At 41.7% G+C, this 19,547-nt stretch carries 14 protein-coding genes; 9 read left to right on the top strand and 5 right to left on the bottom strand.

The window, feature by feature from the left end:
* Positions 1-7: 7 nt before the first annotated feature.
* Positions 8-667 carry a response regulator transcription factor gene (locus tag ACO05G_RS17910; RefSeq protein WP_348283297.1) on the top strand — a complete coding sequence of 220 codons (660 nt, stop codon included), beginning with the start codon at positions 8-10 and terminating at the stop codon, positions 665-667.
* Positions 668-753: 86 nt separating this feature from the next.
* Here the strand turns inward: ACO05G_RS17910 and ACO05G_RS17905 are convergent, their stop codons facing one another.
* Positions 754-3,921 carry a caspase family protein gene (locus tag ACO05G_RS17905; protein ID WP_421763978.1) on the bottom strand — a complete coding sequence of 1,056 codons (3,168 nt, stop codon included), beginning with the start codon at positions 3,919-3,921 and terminating at the stop codon, positions 754-756.
* 66 nt (positions 3,922-3,987) lie between these two features.
* Positions 3,988-5,856, bottom strand: coding sequence for a PQQ-binding-like beta-propeller repeat protein (locus ACO05G_RS17900; RefSeq protein WP_421763977.1), 1,869 nt, complete (start codon positions 5,854-5,856; stop codon positions 3,988-3,990).
* Positions 5,857-6,080: 224 nt separating this feature from the next.
* Here ACO05G_RS17900 and bioB point away from each other — a divergent pair, with 224 nt between their 5' ends.
* The 5 genes from bioB (at position 6,081) to ACO05G_RS17875 (ending at position 11,779) form a co-directional block, all read left to right on the top strand.
* Entirely contained in the window at positions 6,081-7,064 is a 984-nt protein-coding gene (bioB, locus tag ACO05G_RS17895) for a biotin synthase BioB (RefSeq protein WP_421763976.1), read from the top strand.
* Between the two features lie 100 nt (positions 7,065-7,164).
* Positions 7,165-8,274 carry an aminotransferase class I/II-fold pyridoxal phosphate-dependent enzyme gene (locus tag ACO05G_RS17890; protein ID WP_421763975.1) on the top strand — a complete coding sequence of 370 codons (1,110 nt, stop codon included), beginning with the start codon at positions 7,165-7,167 and terminating at the stop codon, positions 8,272-8,274.
* 84 nt (positions 8,275-8,358) lie between these two features.
* Positions 8,359-8,964 (top strand): dethiobiotin synthase, encoded by a 606-nt coding sequence (gene bioD, locus ACO05G_RS17885; RefSeq protein ID WP_421763974.1) that lies wholly within the window; start codon positions 8,359-8,361, stop codon positions 8,962-8,964.
* Entirely contained in the window at positions 8,942-10,237 is a 1,296-nt protein-coding gene (bioA, locus tag ACO05G_RS17880) for an adenosylmethionine--8-amino-7-oxononanoate transaminase (RefSeq protein ID WP_421763973.1), read from the top strand. The genes bioD and bioA overlap by 23 nt, the downstream gene beginning before the upstream one ends.
* Before the next feature lie 63 nt (positions 10,238-10,300).
* Positions 10,301-11,779, top strand: coding sequence for a histidine kinase dimerization/phospho-acceptor domain-containing protein (locus tag ACO05G_RS17875; protein ID WP_421763972.1), 1,479 nt, complete (start codon positions 10,301-10,303; stop codon positions 11,777-11,779).
* Here the strand turns inward: ACO05G_RS17875 and ACO05G_RS17870 are convergent.
* Entirely contained in the window at positions 11,747-12,847 is a 1,101-nt protein-coding gene (locus ACO05G_RS17870) for an aminotransferase class V-fold PLP-dependent enzyme (RefSeq protein WP_421763971.1), read from the bottom strand. The genes ACO05G_RS17875 and ACO05G_RS17870 overlap by 33 nt on opposite strands.
* A gap of 23 nt (positions 12,848-12,870) precedes the next feature.
* Here ACO05G_RS17870 and ACO05G_RS17865 point away from each other — a divergent pair, with 23 nt between their 5' ends.
* Together ACO05G_RS17865 and ACO05G_RS17860 are read left to right on the top strand one after the other, a co-directional pair.
* The gene (locus ACO05G_RS17865; RefSeq protein ID WP_421763970.1) at positions 12,871-13,251 is read left to right on the top strand and encodes a hypothetical protein; all 381 of its coding nucleotides are present in this window, start codon (positions 12,871-12,873) and stop codon (positions 13,249-13,251) included.
* Between the two features lie 54 nt (positions 13,252-13,305).
* Positions 13,306-14,094, top strand: coding sequence for a prohibitin family protein (locus ACO05G_RS17860; protein WP_421763969.1), 789 nt, complete (start codon positions 13,306-13,308; stop codon positions 14,092-14,094).
* 42 nt (positions 14,095-14,136) lie between these two features.
* Here ACO05G_RS17860 and ACO05G_RS17855 read toward each other — a convergent pair whose 3' ends face one another.
* Entirely contained in the window at positions 14,137-15,531 is a 1,395-nt protein-coding gene (locus ACO05G_RS17855) for a DUF4403 family protein (protein WP_421763968.1), read from the bottom strand.
* A gap of 153 nt (positions 15,532-15,684) precedes the next feature.
* On the opposite strand from ACO05G_RS17855, the gene ACO05G_RS17850 reads away from it, so the two are divergent.
* Positions 15,685-18,930 (top strand): S41 family peptidase, encoded by a 3,246-nt coding sequence (locus tag ACO05G_RS17850; protein ID WP_421763967.1) that lies wholly within the window; start codon positions 15,685-15,687, stop codon positions 18,928-18,930.
* Between the two features lie 55 nt (positions 18,931-18,985).
* Here the strand turns inward: ACO05G_RS17850 and ACO05G_RS17845 are convergent, their stop codons facing one another.
* Positions 18,986-19,477, bottom strand: coding sequence for a fasciclin domain-containing protein (locus tag ACO05G_RS17845; protein ID WP_421763966.1), 492 nt, complete (start codon positions 19,475-19,477; stop codon positions 18,986-18,988).
* Positions 19,478-19,547: the final 70 nt, after the last annotated feature.

The following is a 19,547-nucleotide window of genomic DNA, read 5'->3' as shown; positions in this document are numbered from 1 at the left end:
AAGCCGGATGAATTTACTAACTTTCCTAGGCAGAGATAAAGCTGCTAAGATGAAAATATTTCTAACCGATGATCACGCCATCCTATTAGGCGGACTTATTAAAATTCTTTCTACCGAAGATGATTTGGAAGTTGTGGGTTCCGCTGGATCTGTGCAGGAAACTTTAGATCAGCTAACACAGAAAAATGTCGATCTTCTGATCACCGATTATAATCTTCCGGATGACGATGGTTTGACGCTTGTTAGAAGAGTGAAACAGAAATATTCCGACATTAGAATCATCGTATTAAGCCAGCATGATGAAGCACATTTAATTAAAGAGATCCTTAAAGAAGGAGTAGATGGCTACATCCTTAAAAAAGACTCACACCATGAATTGGTAAATGCGGTCAGAGCAGTGAAGAATGGTAAGGTGTATCTAAGTTCTGATGTAAATACCATGCTCATGAAAGGCCTTAATGGAGTGGAAGAACAGAAACTACTCACCGATCGTGAGCGGGAGATTCTCAAACTAATCGCCAAGGAATATACCAACAGGCAAATGGCGGAAGAGCTATTTATCAGTGAACGGACAGTTGAAACTCATCGTAAGAACATCTTTCGAAAAACGGGAACAAATAACCTGGTAGGGCTGATCAAATTCGCTTATGCCAATAATTTGATTTAAGAAGGGTTAGAGGTCATCAACATTAGCGATGATAAAAAAAGAGTCATCTATTACGATGACTCTCTTTTTCAAACAACTACAGACGGTTAGTATTCCTTAATTAGTATATCATGATTGAGGTTGGCCACCCGTGTTGTAGGTTGCTGCTTCCCATCAGTCGCTTCATATACTTTTTCGGATAGGTATTTCTGCATCTCACTCGCATAGATTTTTCCATCTCCATTTAGATCTGCTCCATTGTTAATCATCCCTTCCTTCAGGTAATAGGTAAATACCCCATTTTTCCAATCAGCGCTTTCAAGTGCGTATTCAGCACCTCCGGCACTGGAGATTGCAATGGTTCCTGTATTTTCCCTCAGGTCCGCAAATTGCGAGCGCATAAACTTGAACAGATTGCCATAACCTAATATCCGACTGAGGCCTGTTTTCTCTCTCACATTGGAAAATCCGCGTGAAGTAAGTCGTGCATTTGGAGTATTTCCGGTTCCTTCTTCTAACACCACATTGTCTTTCTCAACCTCTCCAGAATGACAGGCGTCAATCAATATCAATTTATTACGTGAGGGGATATAGGAAAGCAATTTTTCTACATCCTCATATGCCATGCCTCCCTCGTCCGGATTATTAAAATCAATGTGATGCATTGCAAGGAAATAATCCAGCTCGCGACTTAACAACCCATGCCCTGCAAAGAAGAAAATGACATGGTCGTCAATCTTTGACTGCTCCAATCGCTCCCGTGTGGTTTTCACATTTTCGGGAGTCGCCTCCTCATTGAGGTAGTTCAAATGATAGACGTTTTCAAACTGATTCTGGCTTGAAAACAGCTGTGCCAAGTCTTTTGCATCCTTAGAAGCATATGTCAAATTAAAATCCTCATTTTCATAGTTTGAAACACCAACAGTAACGAGATAAAGGTCTTTTTTTCCAGGAGTTTCAGGTATGTACTTAACTTCAAAATATTGACTAAGTGAGGATACTCCTTTAGCATTTAGTAGACTCACCTCCAGAGTATTATTACCCTCACTTAGATCAATTTCCACCTGTTTTTCAACTTCTTTCCCTGTAATTGAGATTGGCAAAACAGGGACTCCATTGATTTTAATATTGATTGCTCTTAATTCTTCTATTTCATCCTGCCCTGAGACTTTAAAAGTCAATGACCTTGAACTCGTTGAGCGCGGAAGCTCAGCTAGATTTAACGAGATGTCAGGCGTGTTGAAATTGAGTGTTGCATCCTCAGGAATTCCTAATTGCACCCTTCGTTTTTTGTATGCCACCTTATAGGCTTTTACAAGCCGACTATTGGCATAGCCGATCCTTTCCAGTAATATATCCGGACGATTAAATTGAAAATCGAATTGCTCAAATGGGTACATCTTTCCTTTGTACTTAAAGGCGATCGATTTAAGCGCATCTTTTGACGCCATGAAGTAAAAGTCATTGGTCAGAGCGATTACCTCATTTTCGCGTGTCACCATGATTCTGGCAATATTTTCTCCGCTGACGGGATCCCAAAGGGCAAGTGCACCATCCATGCTCGAGGTAAATGCATATTTATCATCAGGAGTGTACCCGTATGAAGTGACTTTGTTTTGGTGTGTCAAATTGTATTTTCCGCTTGAAGAGGTGAGGATGGCCTGGGTCTCTTCCTTTTTCAGACTACTTCCATTGGCTTCACTTACACCCGGCTTTGTAGCAGCAAGCTCATTGTTCACAATTTCTCCACTCGTCAAATCCCACGTGATTTGTTTTCCCTCTGTAGCTGTTGAAATTGCCTGGGTTTCGTCTTCAGAGAACTTTAAAGATGTAATCTCCCCTAAATGCCCTTTGAATGTTCGAAGGATCGATTTGTCCCTCATATCCATGAGATGGAAAAAAGAGCTATTGTAGTAGGCTACCAGCGCTTTGGTTTTATCTTTTGAATAAGCAAAGCCCTCGATTGCGTATTCGTTTTCGAAATGATCCAACACTTCCATAGTAGCCAGATCAATGATGTACCGGTCTTTGATTCCTGTAGAGATCACAACAGTTTTACTGTCCTGCCCAAAAGCTACCGCATACATTGGGTATACTTTACCGTTTGTGAACGTCTGAATATTCCGTTCAAGTCCAAAATCCCACAGTTTCATTTCACCATTCTTTGCCGAAGAGAATAGGTACTTACCATCCTTTGATGGTATCAGATCGATAATTGGAGATTTATGAGCTTCAATGACTTTGTACGGGGTTGCATACATGTTATCCATTTTCTCATTGAGCTTTGCGTATGGATTTGCCGTCCGGGGATAAAATTTAATGTCATCGTACTTCCAGAATAGAATTTCACCGAATTTATTGGCAGCTATAATATCATCGGTTCCATCTTTTGAAAAGAAGGCGCTCAAATTAGATTCGGTTGAAACTGCACCCACTGATTCTGATTCTACTTTGTTGATATCGTAGTTATCCTGACTTTTGAAAGAAAAGATTTTATAATCTCCGGTGGTGTCCTGAAAGTTGTAAGGGAAGAAACTCTTCCATAGAGGTTCTTTACTTTTCTTCCAGTCCGAGATCATGTTCCAGTCTTTAATTATCGAGACCATAGGTGTCCCATAATTCACCCTTCCAACCAAAAATTTCTCATCTACTGCATCGAAACTGATAGAAGTACCACCTCCTCCGGGTACCCATGTCACCATTTTACCTTGAGGAATTGAGAAAAAGGCATTCCTACTCAAGAGCTTGTCGGTCTCCGTGTATAGATAGTCTCCGCTATTCAGGAATTTAATTCGATTTACCTCACTTTTAAACTCGTAGAGTTCTTTGATTTTTCCGGAAGAAACATTGTGTAAGAGTACCACCTTATCTTTCCCTGCTGTGGCGAAGTAGTCTCCTTTAGGGGAGTAGTCCACACTCAAAACCCTGTTTTTGTGTTCCTTGATAGTCTTGACCATTTTACCTGTCTCCACCTCCCAAACAATAACTTTTCGATCATCACCAACAGATATTAAAGTCTTGGAGTCCGGCGAAAAAGCAATGTCATTTACCGCCTTTGAGTGGCCGTATAAAGTTTGCATTTCTTTACCTGTTGCAATTTCCCAGAGTTTGATGGTATTATCCTCGCTGCATGAGGCGACAATCTTACCATCCGGGGAATATTCCATATCATTAATCGCCAGCTGGTGACCCGTCTGTATGACGAGCTCAGGAGTCTGAGCATATAAAAAGGAAAAGAATACAGTGAAAAAAAGAATAGTAGATAGACGTAACATAAGCGGTGTATTTATAAATAAAAAGGAGCCGTTTCAGCATATCGAAACGACCCCCATGAATCAAAGCTACTCTGCTTGATATTTTATGATTTTGGTGCCATCAAAAACGAATATGTACTTGCCATCTTCGGTTAAGTCAGCTCCACCACTCAATTCTCTGATACGAGCGTATTGCTCATCATTGCCCTGACCGCCTACTGCTGCTTGCGCAAGCGTCTTTTTCTCAGAGTTGTGCTTAGGAATTTTTACAGTTCCTAGTGTAGCACCAGTCTGAAGATCCAATAATGTCAAATCATCTTTTTCATTCTGAACGTAAAGCTTTCCACCTCTTTCATAGGTCCGTTCAATCTTTTTGATCTTTTCCGAAGAGTACAACGTCTCTCCATTGCTTTTTTGAAAGGCTGTAACTCCTTTTGTTCCCATAATAGTTACCGCTTCACCTATGTCATAAGAGAATTTAGGCTTCCCTACCTTGGTCGCTTTAAAATCAACCTGGTAGTTTTCAACCCCATTCTTCGCTTTTATTGAGTAGAAATATTTATTGCTGGCAGCAAAAACATTCGCTCCATCAGTGGCCATTTTAGTGATTGCTCCTTTGAATTTATCTGAATTCCATTTCTCAGTACCATTATCTGCATTGAATCCCCTTAGTCCAAACTTTCCTACCCAAACCCACTCATTCACATGCGCCCAGTAAGTTCCTTTTGAAACGGGATCTTTTAACATTGCACTGTACTGTTGATTTACTAGACCTCCAATCTGGGCCACCAAAACACCATCTACTAGTGCCAGTCTAGGTAAAGCTTTTGCGTCATTGATTTTCTCAGAAGTCCATAATAACTCACCGGTTGCCAGATCAAATTTCTGAAGGTACTTTCTCCTTACCTTTTTATCTTTTTCCTGAAGCACTACATATACAGCGTCATCGGTAATAAGCGGATCTGCAATCGCATCATAGGTAGCACCGCTCAACTTTCTACCGGCTCCACCTTCAAGGCCTGAGGCCATACCTGCAGGCTTTTTAAGGATCTTGATATCCTGGTTATAATAAGCACTCCAAACATTTTCCCCAGTGTTAAAATCAAATACCTGGATACCATTGTAGATAACAAAAATTCGATCTCCTTCTATTTTAAGATCCCCTTGGCGCTCTTTTGTAATGTATTTCTTTCCACCAAACCCCTGATGGGAGGTTTTCCAAATTACGTCTCCGGTTCTGATATCCAATTTTGCTATTGCATTAATGTTTTCGATCCCAGCTGCGAACGCATCAAATGCTCCTCGCATGAAGTTGATCATGACGATCTGACCTTCTTCTTCAAGGTATATGTGTCTTCCGATTGCACCTCTGAACTCTTCGGTTTCCCAAATTACTTCTCCTTCTTTTACATCAATCATCACCGTTTTTGCAGGCAAACTGAAAGCAAATGCCTTCATTTCCGGGATATAGGCAATCGCATCTTCAATAGTCTTCTTTGGGATTTGATAGCCATCTAATGTCCACATAAGGCTACCATCAGCCAGGTTTATTCCGGCAATCCTATCGTTCTTTCCAGCCTTTGAGTCAAATAATAGTAGGGTATTGGCCTCCCAGAGTACGTACTGGTAATTACTGTTGGTAATTACTTCGCCAGTAGCTTCTTTAAACTTCGCATACCAAAGTTCATCACCGCTCGCACCATCTATTAAGGACATATCTGTCTTAGAAGTGGTAAGGGCATAATTCCCATTCGGGCTTGTACATGAGTAGATATTCGCCTTACTGCTAGTCTTGCTGGTCCAGACAGAAGGGAATGCATCCCTATCGCCTCCTCCTACTTTACTGGCGACTTTATTTTTCAGATCTTTCAACTTGCCTAACTGGGCATCAGTTGATGATACAATCGCACTCATTGTGAGTATCAAAAGCATCAATTTCAGAGTAGATTTTTTCATGATTCTTGATTTTAGTTTAAATAATGCCTGAGCACATTCAGACACGTTTACAAAGCAAGCACCAAGAGCCACCTAATAGAATACCACTAAGCACGGGATTTTACTACGGGTTTCACGGTATATAAAAATAAGATTTCGCCCTTAGGTGTATAAAATCCTATCATTTATGCTATTCACTACAAGTCGATTTAAGTAATATTGCGTGAACCCTAAAAGAAACGCGAATGGCAGAAGTAAGGCACAACTGGACACTGGAAGAAATCTCAGAAATCTACCATAAACCACTCATGGAGTTAGTTTTTGAGGCAGCAATCATGCACCGCAAATATCATGATCCAAAAGAAGTCCAGGTTAGTAGTCTTATCTCGATTAAAACCGGGGGTTGCCCGGAAGATTGTGCATATTGCCCCCAAGCTGCCAGATACCACACAGATATCAAAGTACATAAGCTGATGGAGGTAGATGAGGTACGTGCTCAGGCAGAATCAGCGAAAGCTAATGGGGCTTCCAGAATGTGTTTAGGTGCAGCCTGGAGAGAGGTTAGAGATAATCGTGATTTTGATAAAGTACTGGATATGGTCAAGACGGTAAACAGCATGGATATGGAAGTTTGCTGCACATTAGGAATGGTCTCCGAAGACCAGGCAAAAAAGCTGGCCGATGCGGGGTTATATGCCTACAATCATAACATTGATACCTCTGAAGCTTATTATGACGATATCATATCCACCAGGGAATATGACGATCGTCTCAAGACCATCGACAATGTGCGTAAAGCAAAAATCAGTGTGTGTTCCGGAGGTATTATCGGTATGGGGGAATCAGCGGAAGATCGAATGGGAATGCTTCTCACACTGGCAAACATGGATCAGCATCCTGAGTCAGTGCCGGTAAATGCATTGGTGCCTGTCGAAGGTACACCTTTGGCAGAGCAGCCAAGAGTTGCTGCCCATGAGTTGATTCGAATGATTGCAACTGCAAGATTGGTTATGCCTGCGTCCGTCGTAAGACTATCAGCCGGGAGAGAAGGCATGAGTTTAAGCGAGCAAGCACTTTGCTTCATGGCTGGAGCGAATTCCATTTTCGCCGGTGATAAGTTGCTCACCACACCAAACCCTGACTTCAACGACGATAAAGAAATGTTTGACCTTTTAGGCTTGCAGCCACGAGAAGCATTTAAGTACGACAAGAAAGAAGAATTAGCATAATTACATCCCCCTAACCCCCTTCAAAGGGGGACTTCACACTTTAATAAGATGTAAATGTCCCCTTGAACAGGGACAGCCGGGGTGTCAATAAACAACAATTTTGAACATCTACCAAAAAGCACTCGAAGAACGAAAACAGCAACACCTGTTGCGAACGCTCCCACTCCCACCGGATGGGATTGATTTTTATTCCAACGATTACCTTGGATTAGCTCAATCTCAAAGTTTGCGTTTTGCAATTGAGAACCAATGTAGCAATACGCCTAAAATTAATGGGGCAACCGGCTCACGCTTATTAAGCGGAAATAGTGAATATGCAGAAAGTGTTGAGCGTGAAATTGCACGTTTTCATCATGCCGAAAGTGCATTGATTTATGTCTCAGGATACATGGCTAACCTGGGTTTAATCTCCAGCCTGGCAACCAGGGAGACTACACTCATCTGTGATGAACTAATCCACGCTAGCTTAATAGATGGTGCACGGTTAGGTCACGCTCAAAAAATTAGATTTAAGCACAATGACCTTACCGACATTGAGCAAAAGTTAAAGAAAACCAATCAACAAAAGATCGTTTTGGTTGAGTCTGTTTACAGTATGGATGGAGACCTCTGTCCATTAAAAGAAATCGCTGAAATATGTAGCAAACACGATGCTTTGCTCATTGTAGATGAAGCGCATGCATTGGCGGTCTATGGAGAAAATGGTGAAGGGTTAGTTCAAAGCCAAGGATTGGAAGATCAGGTTTTCGCGAGGATTATGACCTTTGGAAAGGGTCCGGGTATCCACGGAGCAGCGGTAGTTGGCCCTGCATGGCTTAAGGACTATCAGGTGAATTTTTCCCGATCGTTGATTTTCTCAACCGCTCCATCTTATCATCATTTTGCCAGCATTTCCGCCATGTATAAGCATCTTCCAAAATGTGGTGCTGAACGTGATCAGTTGAAAGAAAAAATCCAGTATTTCGTGCAAAAAAGAAACGATTCTAGTGGGCAATGGCTTGAATCTAACACTCAAATCCAATCTTTGATTGTTCCGGGAAATAAGGAAGTTGTCGAATTGGCTGAAAAACTGAAAAAAGCAGGAATTAATGCACTTCCGATTAGAAAACCGAGTGTTGCTGAAGGGTCAGAACGTATACGATTCTGCCTCCACTCTTACAATACCAAAGAGGAAATAGATTTGCTTTTTGGAGTTCTTACATCCCCTTAACCCCTTCAAAGGGGGATTTCTTCCTATTAAGAAGGTCGAATGTCCCCTTGAGGGGACTGCAGGGGTGTTTAATAAAAAATAAAAATGAAACAAAAAATCATCGTAGCGGGCATAGGCACAGACACTGGAAAAACAGTGGCATCAGCGATCCTGTGTAAAGCGCTAAAGGCCGACTACTGGAAGCCGGTACAAGCCGGTGATCTCGACAACACCGACTCACATAAAGTGAAAAGATGGACGTCTGAAACAATCATACACCCGGAAGCTTACCGACTGACTCAGCCCATGTCTCCGCATGCAGCTGCCACCATTGATGATTTGACAATAGAAGCATCCAACCTTCAAATACCAACTACCGAAAACCCATTAATCGTGGAACTGGCCGGTGGCTTAATGGTACCTATGAGAGAGGATTATTTAAATATTGACTGGGTCGCTTCTACAGGCTTACCCGTCATTCTGATTGCTGATTATTACTTAGGAAGTATCAATCACACCCTATTGTCTTTAGCTGCGTTGAAATCACGTCAAATTCCACTTATAGGGATCATCTTCAACGGTGAAAAAAACCCTTCTACCTTTGATGTCATTATGCAAAGGTCAGTGGCTAAATGCCTCTTAGAAATCGATAGAGAAAAAGAAATAACGCCTGCAATCATTGATAGCTATGCCTCAAGAATCAACTTTTGACACATCCCTGCTCACCTTTGATCAGGAAAACATCTGGCATCCGTACACCTCACTAACCAACCCGCTTCCAACCTATCCTGTCGTCTCTGCCAGTGGCGTAAGACTTAAACTTGCTGATGGCAAGGAACTCATCGACGGGATGTCCAGCTGGTGGACTGCTATCCATGGCTATAATGTGCCAGAGCTAAATGATGCTGCTACGGACCAGCTTAGCAAGATGGCACATGTCATGTTTGGAGGTATCACACATGAGCCAGCAATCAAACTCTGTCATAAGCTGGTTGAGATTACGCCTGCAGGATTGGAAAAAGTGTTCCTGGCAGATTCAGGTTCTGTATCCGTTGAAGTCGCCATGAAAATGGCCATTCAGTATCAACATGCAAAAGGCAACTCGCATAAAAATAAATTCATGACTATCCGTAATGGATATCATGGAGATACCACAGGCGCCATGTCTGTCTGTGACCCGGAGGGTGGCATGCACCACTTATTTTCTGATTTTTTACCCAAGCATCTTTTTGTGGATCAACCCAGCAAGCGATTCAGCGAGAAATATGATGAAGACGAACTGGGACAACTCGAACAATTCTTTCGACTCAATAGTGACAAGTGTGCAGCTTTTATCCTCGAGCCCATTGTTCAGGGAGCCGGGGGTATGTGGTTCTATTCACCAGACTATTTAAAAAAGATTCGTCAACTCTGCGATGAGCATGACATGCTCTTAATAGCCGATGAGATCGCTACCGGATTTGGTCGGACAGGAAAATTCTTTGCTTGCGAGCATGCAGATATTAGCCCCGATATTATGTGTGTGGGTAAGGCGCTGACGGGTGGTTATATGACTCTTGCTGCAACACTGACCACTCATCAGGTGGCAGAAACAATTTGCAATGGGGAGGCAGGAGTATTTATGCATGGGCCTACCTTCATGGGAAATCCCCTGGCATGTGCCATTGCAAACAAAAGCCTGGAATTACTGTTAGATTCAGGCTGGCAGAGTAAGATCAAAGCAATTGAGAAGCAATTGAAAAGAGAGTTACTCCCGCTTGGAAATGCATTGTGTGTAAAGGATGTGCGGGTACTTGGTGCTATTGGTGTGGTTGAGATGAACGATCCGGTAGATGTTTCAAGAGCACAAGAATTCTTCGTTAAGAATGGAGTTTGGATCCGTCCTTTTAGAAATTTGATCTATATAATGCCTCCTTTTGTGATTGAAGAAAATGATCTACATTTTCTTATAGTAGCTATTTCTAATTATATTGATAATATCTGATTTAATTAAAAGTTAAAAGTACTTAGCCAGCTATTAAGTATCTTATTTCTAAATCTAAATGAAGTGCTTGGTAGGCTAAACATATTTTTTCTCTTCCAGCTCATAATTCATAGTCTTATTGCTCAAGCATCAAGTAATGGATTTGATGAAAAAATCGTGGATGCCATACTTTTCGAAAATCCGGAGAAAGCACGCGTTGTTGAAAATGAGATTGAGCGAAATTTAATTCTTTCTGTAACCAACAGAAATTCATCACCGGCAGAATCTGCTGAAAACCTAATCGCTGCAAAGGAGGCAATTCTTGTTGGGAAGAAAGTCAAATACTATCCAATGCTAAACTTGGTAGAAGGTTACTTCTATCTTTTTGAGGATGAAACAAAAGCGGAAAATCAGTTTTTAAAAGCCGTTGATGGTTTTGAAAAGCAGAAGAATCCTGCCATGAGTTTATTAACTCAATATTTTTTGGTTAGAATACTTGCGGTCTCTGATCAATGGTTTGCTGCCATTGAGGCATATGAAAAATATTTCGAATCTTCTGAAGAAGGTTTAATAGAAAATGCACTTATACAGAAAAAGATCAATCTACTTAGTGAAAGTCTCTATGGTAGCATTCTTACGGCTGTTTCTAATGTCGATTCAACCTATATTTCACAAGCAGAAACTTTCTTGAAGGATTTAATTGAAGAGTCAAAGGATTTCAATGCAGATGGGGTAATGTATAACTCAACGGGGAACTTAGCTTACATTTATTTTCTAAAAAATGATCATAAAAAAATGATTCCCCTTGCCCTGCAAGACCTAAAATTTTCCAAGGAAAATGGGCGGATAGAAAGTGCTTGTGGGCTACACATCACATTGAGTTCTTCCTACTCCGCAATTGGCGATTTCGAGAATGCCAAGTATCATTTTAATGAAGCAGAAAAGCTAATTCATCAGGTAGATGGCCTTTTCACGATTCGAGAATTTATCAAGAATGCTAAACAATTCTACGATCCTAATGACTCAGAAAAGCTATTTGGATTATTAGATTTTGTACAAAACATATTGATAGCTAAATCCAACGCTTCGCCGGCCATCAACTACGATTACTTAAAAGCAGAGAATAAACTCCAGGAAGCTGAAACCCAAATCGAATTTCTTTTAGAAAAGAACAAACTTACTACTCGTAACAACCTCCTTTTAGGACTCCTGCTGTTAGCTGTTCTACTCTTGCTATTCATCTTTTACAGACTGCTTCGTAACCAGAGAAAATTCAGAAGAAAATTGGAAATCATTAATCAAAACCTGGAAAATGAGGTCAAAAAAAGAACGAAAAAAGTTTATGAACAAAATCAAAAAATAAAGCAATTTTCCTATAGCAATTCACATCTTACACGGGCACCTGTAGCCCGACTGATTGGCTTGGCAGAGTTGTTATCGGATGATCCGGAATCAAACAAGGAATTGCTTAAAGAAATTAAAGCATCTACTGAAGAGGTCGACAAGATCATTCGCGAAATTAATGAGATGTTATCGGATGATTCTTTGGATCCCATCAAGTAGCGTTTGCACCTCCACTTCCGTGTTCATTGGGCCCACACTAAACCGAAGGGTACCGGTTTCGCTTGTGCCAATGGCTTCATGTGCGAGTGGGGCACACTGAAACCCCAGACTACCGATGATGCTTTCCTTCTTCAGTTTGTCCTTGATTTCTTCAAGAGGTACAGAAGCACTTTTAATAGATACTGCACCTGTATATCGATGATAATTTTGACTGCCTACTATCTTAATTCCTTCAATATCAGAAAGGCCCTTTCTCATTTTACTAGCCAACTTATTTTGATGGCTCAGCAACTCATCCCATCCTTTTTCTTCTAACCACTTAATTCCTGCTGTTATCCCCGCGATGGTCATCATGGGAGCTGAACCCGTATCGCAGTAAGTAGGAAAAACTGATGCTTTTTTCTCTCCCGGCACAAGCTCACAAGCCGCGCTAGGACAGGTCATATTTACGCTTTCCGCAATGTAAAGTCCGCCAATTCCCTGGGGGCCATATGGCCCTTTATGTCCGGCAAAAACAAAAATATCCGGATCAAGCTCAGCTACATTTATGGGAATGATCCCCGAGGTTTGCGCGCCATCCAGCAAACAAACCACACCATACGACTTGCAAAGGCGAATCACCTCCTCAAAAGGAAGGATTTCTCCAGTCACATTACTAGCCATTGAAATAGCGACCATTCGTGCGCCTTTTTTAAGCTCGTCTTCAAAAAAATCTAAATCAAACGGGCCCTCTGTGGCTCGTGGGATAATCACTCCTTCGACCCCTCGCTCTTGGTGCAATTTGTAGTACCATCTCGATAAGGCGTGATGCTCCATTGTGCTTATGATCAGGCGATCTCCATGCTCCCAAGGGAAATCACTGAATGCAGTGGCCAATGCCTGGGTACAGCTTTGTGTGAAGAGAAATCTCTCCGGATTTGGAATACCTAAAAAGGAAGTGACGGTTCGAATACCCTCTCCAAAAACACTCCTCCATTGATCGGGTGGAAGCTCATTGAAATGATTAATCGCATCATTTACGGATTCAGGTTTTGGCCAGGTAGTGCCGGCATTGTTGAGGTAGATCATATAGCTAAACTAAAATTAGATAATTGAATCCTGGTAACCATCCAACTATTTTTGGTTTGGTATTTGCTCTTGAGCTATATACCAACTTAAACGCATTGATTAAATCCTTACTCAAAAAGCTTGTTCAGTTATTATTCGTAGGTGTCATTTCCTATGCAGGAAATTTTATCGTCGTAGAAGAAATCTCAGAGAAAACGGAGAAAACTGAACGATCAGAGGAAGCACTCCATAGTCAATATCACTCCAAGAAATTTAGTCGGGTAGTAGAGCTGGCGGAAGTTGCTCAGACACAATCATTGTGTAGTCATTACCCTTTTACCAATACTTTTAAAAATGCAGATAGTCAACATAATTTCAATATTGACCACATGTATTTTACCAGTCATTTGAAACCTACCATTTAGATACCACCACTCAACAACCATAAGTAGGTTTTTAACATCTAAATCTCAATTCAAATGAAAACAATAAAATATGTATTAATAAGTACCACAATTGTGCTATTAATGAGCGCATGTGCAGTGGTAAGGCAAGGAGAAGTTGGAGTCAAAAGAAAGATGGGAAGACTTAGCCCTAAAACTATTGAAGCGGGCGCACAGGTTTTTAACCCTTTCACCACGACCATTATTAAGCTTCCCATTCGCACAGTAAATGTGGAGATCCTCAGCAATCTGCCTTCGAAGGAGGGTCTCAATGTTCAATCGATTATTTCTATTCTGTATCATATCAGAAAAGAAGAGGCATCAAACATCATCGAGAACATTGGAACTAACTACGAAGAAGTGGTAATAAAAAGCGTCTTTCGGTCTGCATCTGCGGATGTATGTTCGCAGTTTTTTGCAAAAGACATGCATACCATAAAGCGAGCCGAAATCGAAAATGAAATAAGAAAAAGGATGAGTGAGCTTCTCGCAAATCGTGGTTTCGAAATTGAGGCAGTATTATTAAAAACTATCCAATTGCCTCCAGGACTCTATATGGCAGTCGAAAACAAACTGGAAGCAGAACAGGAAGCTCAACGGATGGAGTTTGTGCTACAAAGAGAGAAATTGGAAGCTCAGCGAAGGATGTTGGAAGCAGAGGGGATAAGGGATGCACAGAAAATCCTTCAGGAAGGTATTAGTCCTCAAATTATTCAGTGGCAAAGCATAGAGGCTTTTAAGCAGCTGGCAAAATCTCCTGGTACTCGAGTGATTATCACCGACGGAAAAACTCCTTTTCTAATTCAACCAGATGGAGGAAATTAGTCAACGATGCTCTCAAGAAAAAGCCGGAATCTTCCGGCTTTTTTATTTTTCCAGTAACTCCTCCGTCAAATAGGCATGAGCCCTCCCATCTACATTGAAGAACCATTGAAGTCCATCGGTGGTAAATACCAATGTATCTGACTCTAGCTTATCAAAGGTGATTGCTAGTTCCACTTTTCTCCCAAGATTGGATTTGTTTAGCGCTTCTACAATCTTGAAATCAAGGGAATCTAACGTTCGCGCCAAAGGTATTTTTGATTTGCTCTGAAGAAATTCTGTAAGTCGATCACTTGCTATCCAATCAGCCAGATATACGAGGCTATTTTCACTCTCAATGTTATACTCAATGCTATCAATGATCAGGTTTTTTTCACGGTCCAAAAACGGATAAGCATACGCATCTATGGTAGCTTCTATATCTCCGGCAACATCAAATTTCAAATGGAGCTTTCTGTCAAGCGTATTCGTTCGGAAGTTTGTAAGTAAAATGGATGCCCCTTCGTAAATGAAAAGGGTACTGTCAAGTCGTCTCCTTAAAACAGCTTCCATTTTCTCGTACGGTATGTAGACATCTACCATAATATCAAGTCCCATTTCCTCTTCCGATTCAGCAATCATATTGGCTGGCATGGGTTTTTGTTCATATTCCAAACCCTCCAATGGCGTGATAAATATTTCGGATTTTGTATGAAGTATCACTCGTAAGGTATCTTTTATATCCTTAGAGAAATGGGCTGAAAAGAAACTCGGATTACTTGTTAGAAAAATTTCAATGGGCTTTTTACCAATTCTATGTGCACAGCTAATTATGGTCCAGATTTTTTCTACCTGCTCTTTTAATGGTACCAATTTCTGAAGTGCGTGACAGATCTTGTTTTCAATGACATCAGATTTCTCCAAAATTTTTTGATCAATCTTGTTTTGCAGGTTGACTTTGATTCCCAGGAATTCAATCACCGGTGGTTCAATCCAATGAATTTTCTGAATTTTGCACCTGCTTCCCAGGTTCCAATCTTCCTCAATGAATAGCTGCGTATTCATATCAACTCTCACCTCAAAATCTATCGACTGATGGGTCATAATTCCCAATAATCTCTTTTCAATCTCGGCAGTAACCCGCATTGGAATGGAAGCATCCAGGTTATTACCATAAGACGCCAATAACATTTGTCCTATGGGCTCAACTTTTAGTTTTATAAACTCATCCTCTTTTTTTAATTGTAATGTGTCATCGACCAGTACATCAGGGAGTGCCTCATTCAGAACTTTGGAAAGCTCGATGACGGGGAAATCAAGTGGAAAGGTTAATTCAGACGGTTTGATTCGCTGAATCCTTTCGGCTGACGCTTTTTGAACAAGTTCACCTTTCTGTTCATCATCTTTTTTCTGACACGACCAGCCTAGAATGATAAGGGAAAAAATCAACCACTTCTTCATCAAATCGAATTATAAAACCTAAGATAATAGAAACATCAAATACCTCTCAATAATCGTCTTGAAGCTTAAAATATCAAGTGCCGCCTGTCAAACTCTGATTGGTAAGGCAACTGGTTTTGGTTAAATTGATCAATCTAGTAACCTAATTCAAACATGAAAAAGAACCTCACTCTATCCCTCATTGGCATTGTTGTTTCACTTGCAGTTGCAGGCCAGGGCACTCAGCTCCTACGTCAGCCAACCATCTCATCAACAGATATTGTATTTGTATATGCAAACGATCTTTGGAAAGTAAGCAGAGCTGGAGGAGATGCGATCCGTATGACGACCAATGAAGGTTATGAATCCATGCCTCACTTCTCTCCCGATGAAAATTGGATTGCGTTCTCCGCTCAATACGATGGAAACACAGATGTCTATGTAATCCCTGCTACTGGCGGCTCTCCAAAGCGATTGAGTTATCATCCGGGGGCAGACATTGTACAAGGATGGAGTCCCGATGGAAAAGTAATTTTTCGATCCACCCGACAGGCATACCCTACACGCCTTAATCGATGGTACATGATTGGAATGGATGGTGGTTTACCTGAGTTATTCGAAATTCCTAGGATAGCGAGTGGCGAATTATCTCCGAATGGAAAATATGTAGCCTATGAACCCATCACCTACTGGGATCCGGAATGGAGAAACTATCGTGGTGGTCAAGCTCAGCCGATCTGGATTGTGGATATGGAATCCAAAGAATTGATGAGAACACCCAGAACTGACAATGAACGCCATTTAAGTCCTGTGTGGCATGGCAACAAAGTCTATTACTTATCTGAGCGTGATTTTCTCAGCAACATCTGGTCCTACGACCCTGCAACCCAGCAGGAAAAGCAAGTCACGTTTCTCAAAAATTTTGACATCAAATCCATGGATGCAACGGCGGACGCCATTGTTTATGAAATGGGTGGTTACTTACATTTACTGGATCCAGCTTCCGGTAACTCTACACAGCTCGAAATTAAGGTCGCTGGAGATATGAACTTTGCCCGTCCAAGGTGGGCAGATGTTAGCGGAAATAACCTTACCAATCCTAATGTTTCTCCAAATGGAAAACGAGCCATTTTCGAATATCGCGGAGAGATATTCACCTTCCCAAAGGAGGAAGGAAGCTGGAGAAATATTAGCAATACTCCGGGTGTTGCCGATCGCTCCCCAATCTGGTCTCCCAAAGGTGATAAAGTAGCATGGTTTTCAGACGCCTCAGGAGAGTATCAACTAGTGGTTGCGGATCAGTATGGCGGGAACCAAAAGACATACAGCCTTCAAAATCCTACTTTCTACTTTCAGCCGGATTGGTCCCCAGACGGAAAATACATTGCCTACACAGATACCGACTATAACATCTGGTCTATCGATTTAGCATCTGGAAACGTCAGGAAAGTAGATACCGATCGCTATGCACACCCCAATCGTGCCATGAATCCGGTATGGTCCCCGGATAGCCGCTGGATTACCTACGCCAAGCAGCTGGAAAGTCACTTTAAGGCCGTTTTTGCTTACAATGTAGAAACCCAGGAAAAAATACAATTGACAGACGGGATGGCGGATGCCATTACGCCAATCTGGGATCAGAATGGCAAGTACTTGTATTTCCTGGCAAGCACGAACTATGGGCTTAACTCCGGTTGGCTGGATATGAGTTCGTATGACCCCCAGGTCACCAGAAGTTTGTACTGCCTAATCTTATCTAAAGACACGCCTTCTCCGACCATTGTGAAGAGTGACGAAGAAGAAGTGGAGAAATCAAAGGAAAAGGAAGAGAAAAAGGATAAGGATGAAGAAAAGGAGTCTTCAATGGCAATATCCATCGACAAAGATGGTTTGGCCACTCGCATCATCGCGCTTGACATCCCTAATCGAAATTATGCAGGGCTGGTAGCAAGTAAGGAAAATTCCGTGCTGGTAGCAGAGGCAATACCGAACGAATCCGGGCTGAAGGTGCATAAGTTTGATATGGAAAAAATGGAAGCATCCGAGTTTGCTTCTGGTATCAATCAGGCAGTAAGCTCTTCAACAGGAGAATATGTTTTACACCAAAGTCGGGGGAGTTGGTCGATTTCCGGAACTTCAGGCAAAGCGTCCGGTGACGACAAAATCAGCACAAACGCTAAAATTAAGATTGATCCTCAGGCTGAGTACACCCAGATATTCAGAGAAGGCTGGCGATACATGAGGGATTTTCTGTACGTGGATAATGTACATGGAGCTCCATGGGACCAAGTGTATGAATGGTATGCGCCATGGGTTAAAAACGTTCGTCACAGGACAGATCTTAATTACATGGTCGATATCCTGAGTGGGGAAGTAGCCGTAGGGCATAGTTATGTCTCGGGAGGCGATATGCCGGATATAGATCGTGTTCCCGTAGGACTTTTGGGCTGTGATTTCAGCCTGGAAAATGGGTACTACCGACTGACTAAAATTTACGACGGTGAGAGTTGGAACCCCAATCTTTCAGGTCCCCTAGGAACCCCCGGGTTGGGAGTGAAAGAAGGCGATTACATCACAGCCATTAATGGTCAGGGGCTAACTGCTAATGACAACATTTACCAATTACTGGAACAAACTGCCGGAAGAACCACAAGATTGACTGTTAATGCTCAGGCGGCAGCAGGAGGAAAAGATGTTTTTGTGGAGCCTATTCAAAATGAATACCAGCTCAGAACTGCAGATTGGATCGAAAATAATCGTAGAAAAGTCTCCGAAATGTCTAATGGAAAACTGGCCTACGTTTACATCCCTAATACAGGAGGTGGTGGATTCACCAATTTCAACCGCTACTATTTCTCTCAACAGGACAAAAAAGGAGTCATCCTGGACGAACGTAACAACGGAGGTGGCTCAGCAGCTGATTACATGATCGATGTAATGGCAAGAGAGTTATTTGGATACTTTAACAGTAAGACCAATGACAATCGACCATGGACCACTCCGATGGCCGGTATCTGGGGACCAAAGGTGATGATCATCAATGAACGAGCCGGATCTGGCGGAGATTTGCTTCCTTATATGTTTAAGGCCAAAAACCTGGGCCCTCTGGTAGGCACCCTTACCTGGGGAGGTCTTGTCGGTACCTGGGATACTCCGCGCTTTATTGATGGAGGACGCATGGTTGCTCCTCGTGGAGGATTCTATGATGTAGATGGTAACTGGGCGGTAGAAGGTGAAGGGGTTGCTCCGGATATTGAGGTGATTCAAGAGCCAAAAGCGCTAATGGATGGAAAGGATCCCCAGCTGGAGCGTGCGGTTTCAGAAGCACTTAAGTTATTAGAGACGCAGGAATTCAAAATGAAACCAGAGCCTGCAGCACCAGTAAGATGGAAGCGTCCAGCAGGATGGGGTAAAGAATAAAAAAACAGCCCTCCAAAATGGAGGGCTTTTCATTCAACTAATGGTTAACTAAAATTTATAGTTTCAACGATGGAGGAAGAATCACTTTATCAATTACGTGAACTACTCCATTTGAAGCTTTAATGTCTGCTTTCGCTACGTTAGCATCATTGATTTTCACACCACTTTTAAGGTCTACCTTTATTTTATCTCCTTGTACGGTACCTGCTTTCATCCCATCTTTCAGGTCTGTTGACATAACTTTTGCACCTACAACATGATACGTTAATACTGCTGTCAGCTTGTCTTTATTCTCCGGCTTCAATAGCATAGCCAATACGCCATCAGGCAAATTATTGAATGCTTCGTTTGTTGGAGCAAATACAGTAAAAGGTCCTTCACTATTTAATGTTTCCACCAATCCTGCTGCTTTCACTGCAGTTACTAAAGTTGACAAAGATTCAGTTCCCACTGCCAGTTCAACAATAGTTTTGTCCTGTGCCTGAGTGTTAAATGTCATTAGCATTACCAATGCAACACTCGCTAAAAATAATTTTAAGTTTTTCATAATTCTTAATGTTAATTGCGAGTGAAAGTCATGGGAAGGCAATATTGTTTTGTCTTTTAACAGAAACTTA

This window comes from Ekhidna sp., from assembly GCF_965227465.1.
In the GTDB taxonomy this organism is placed as follows: domain Bacteria; phylum Bacteroidota; class Bacteroidia; order Cytophagales; family Cyclobacteriaceae; genus Ekhidna.
This window is presented reverse-complemented; position numbering and strand designations above follow the sequence as displayed.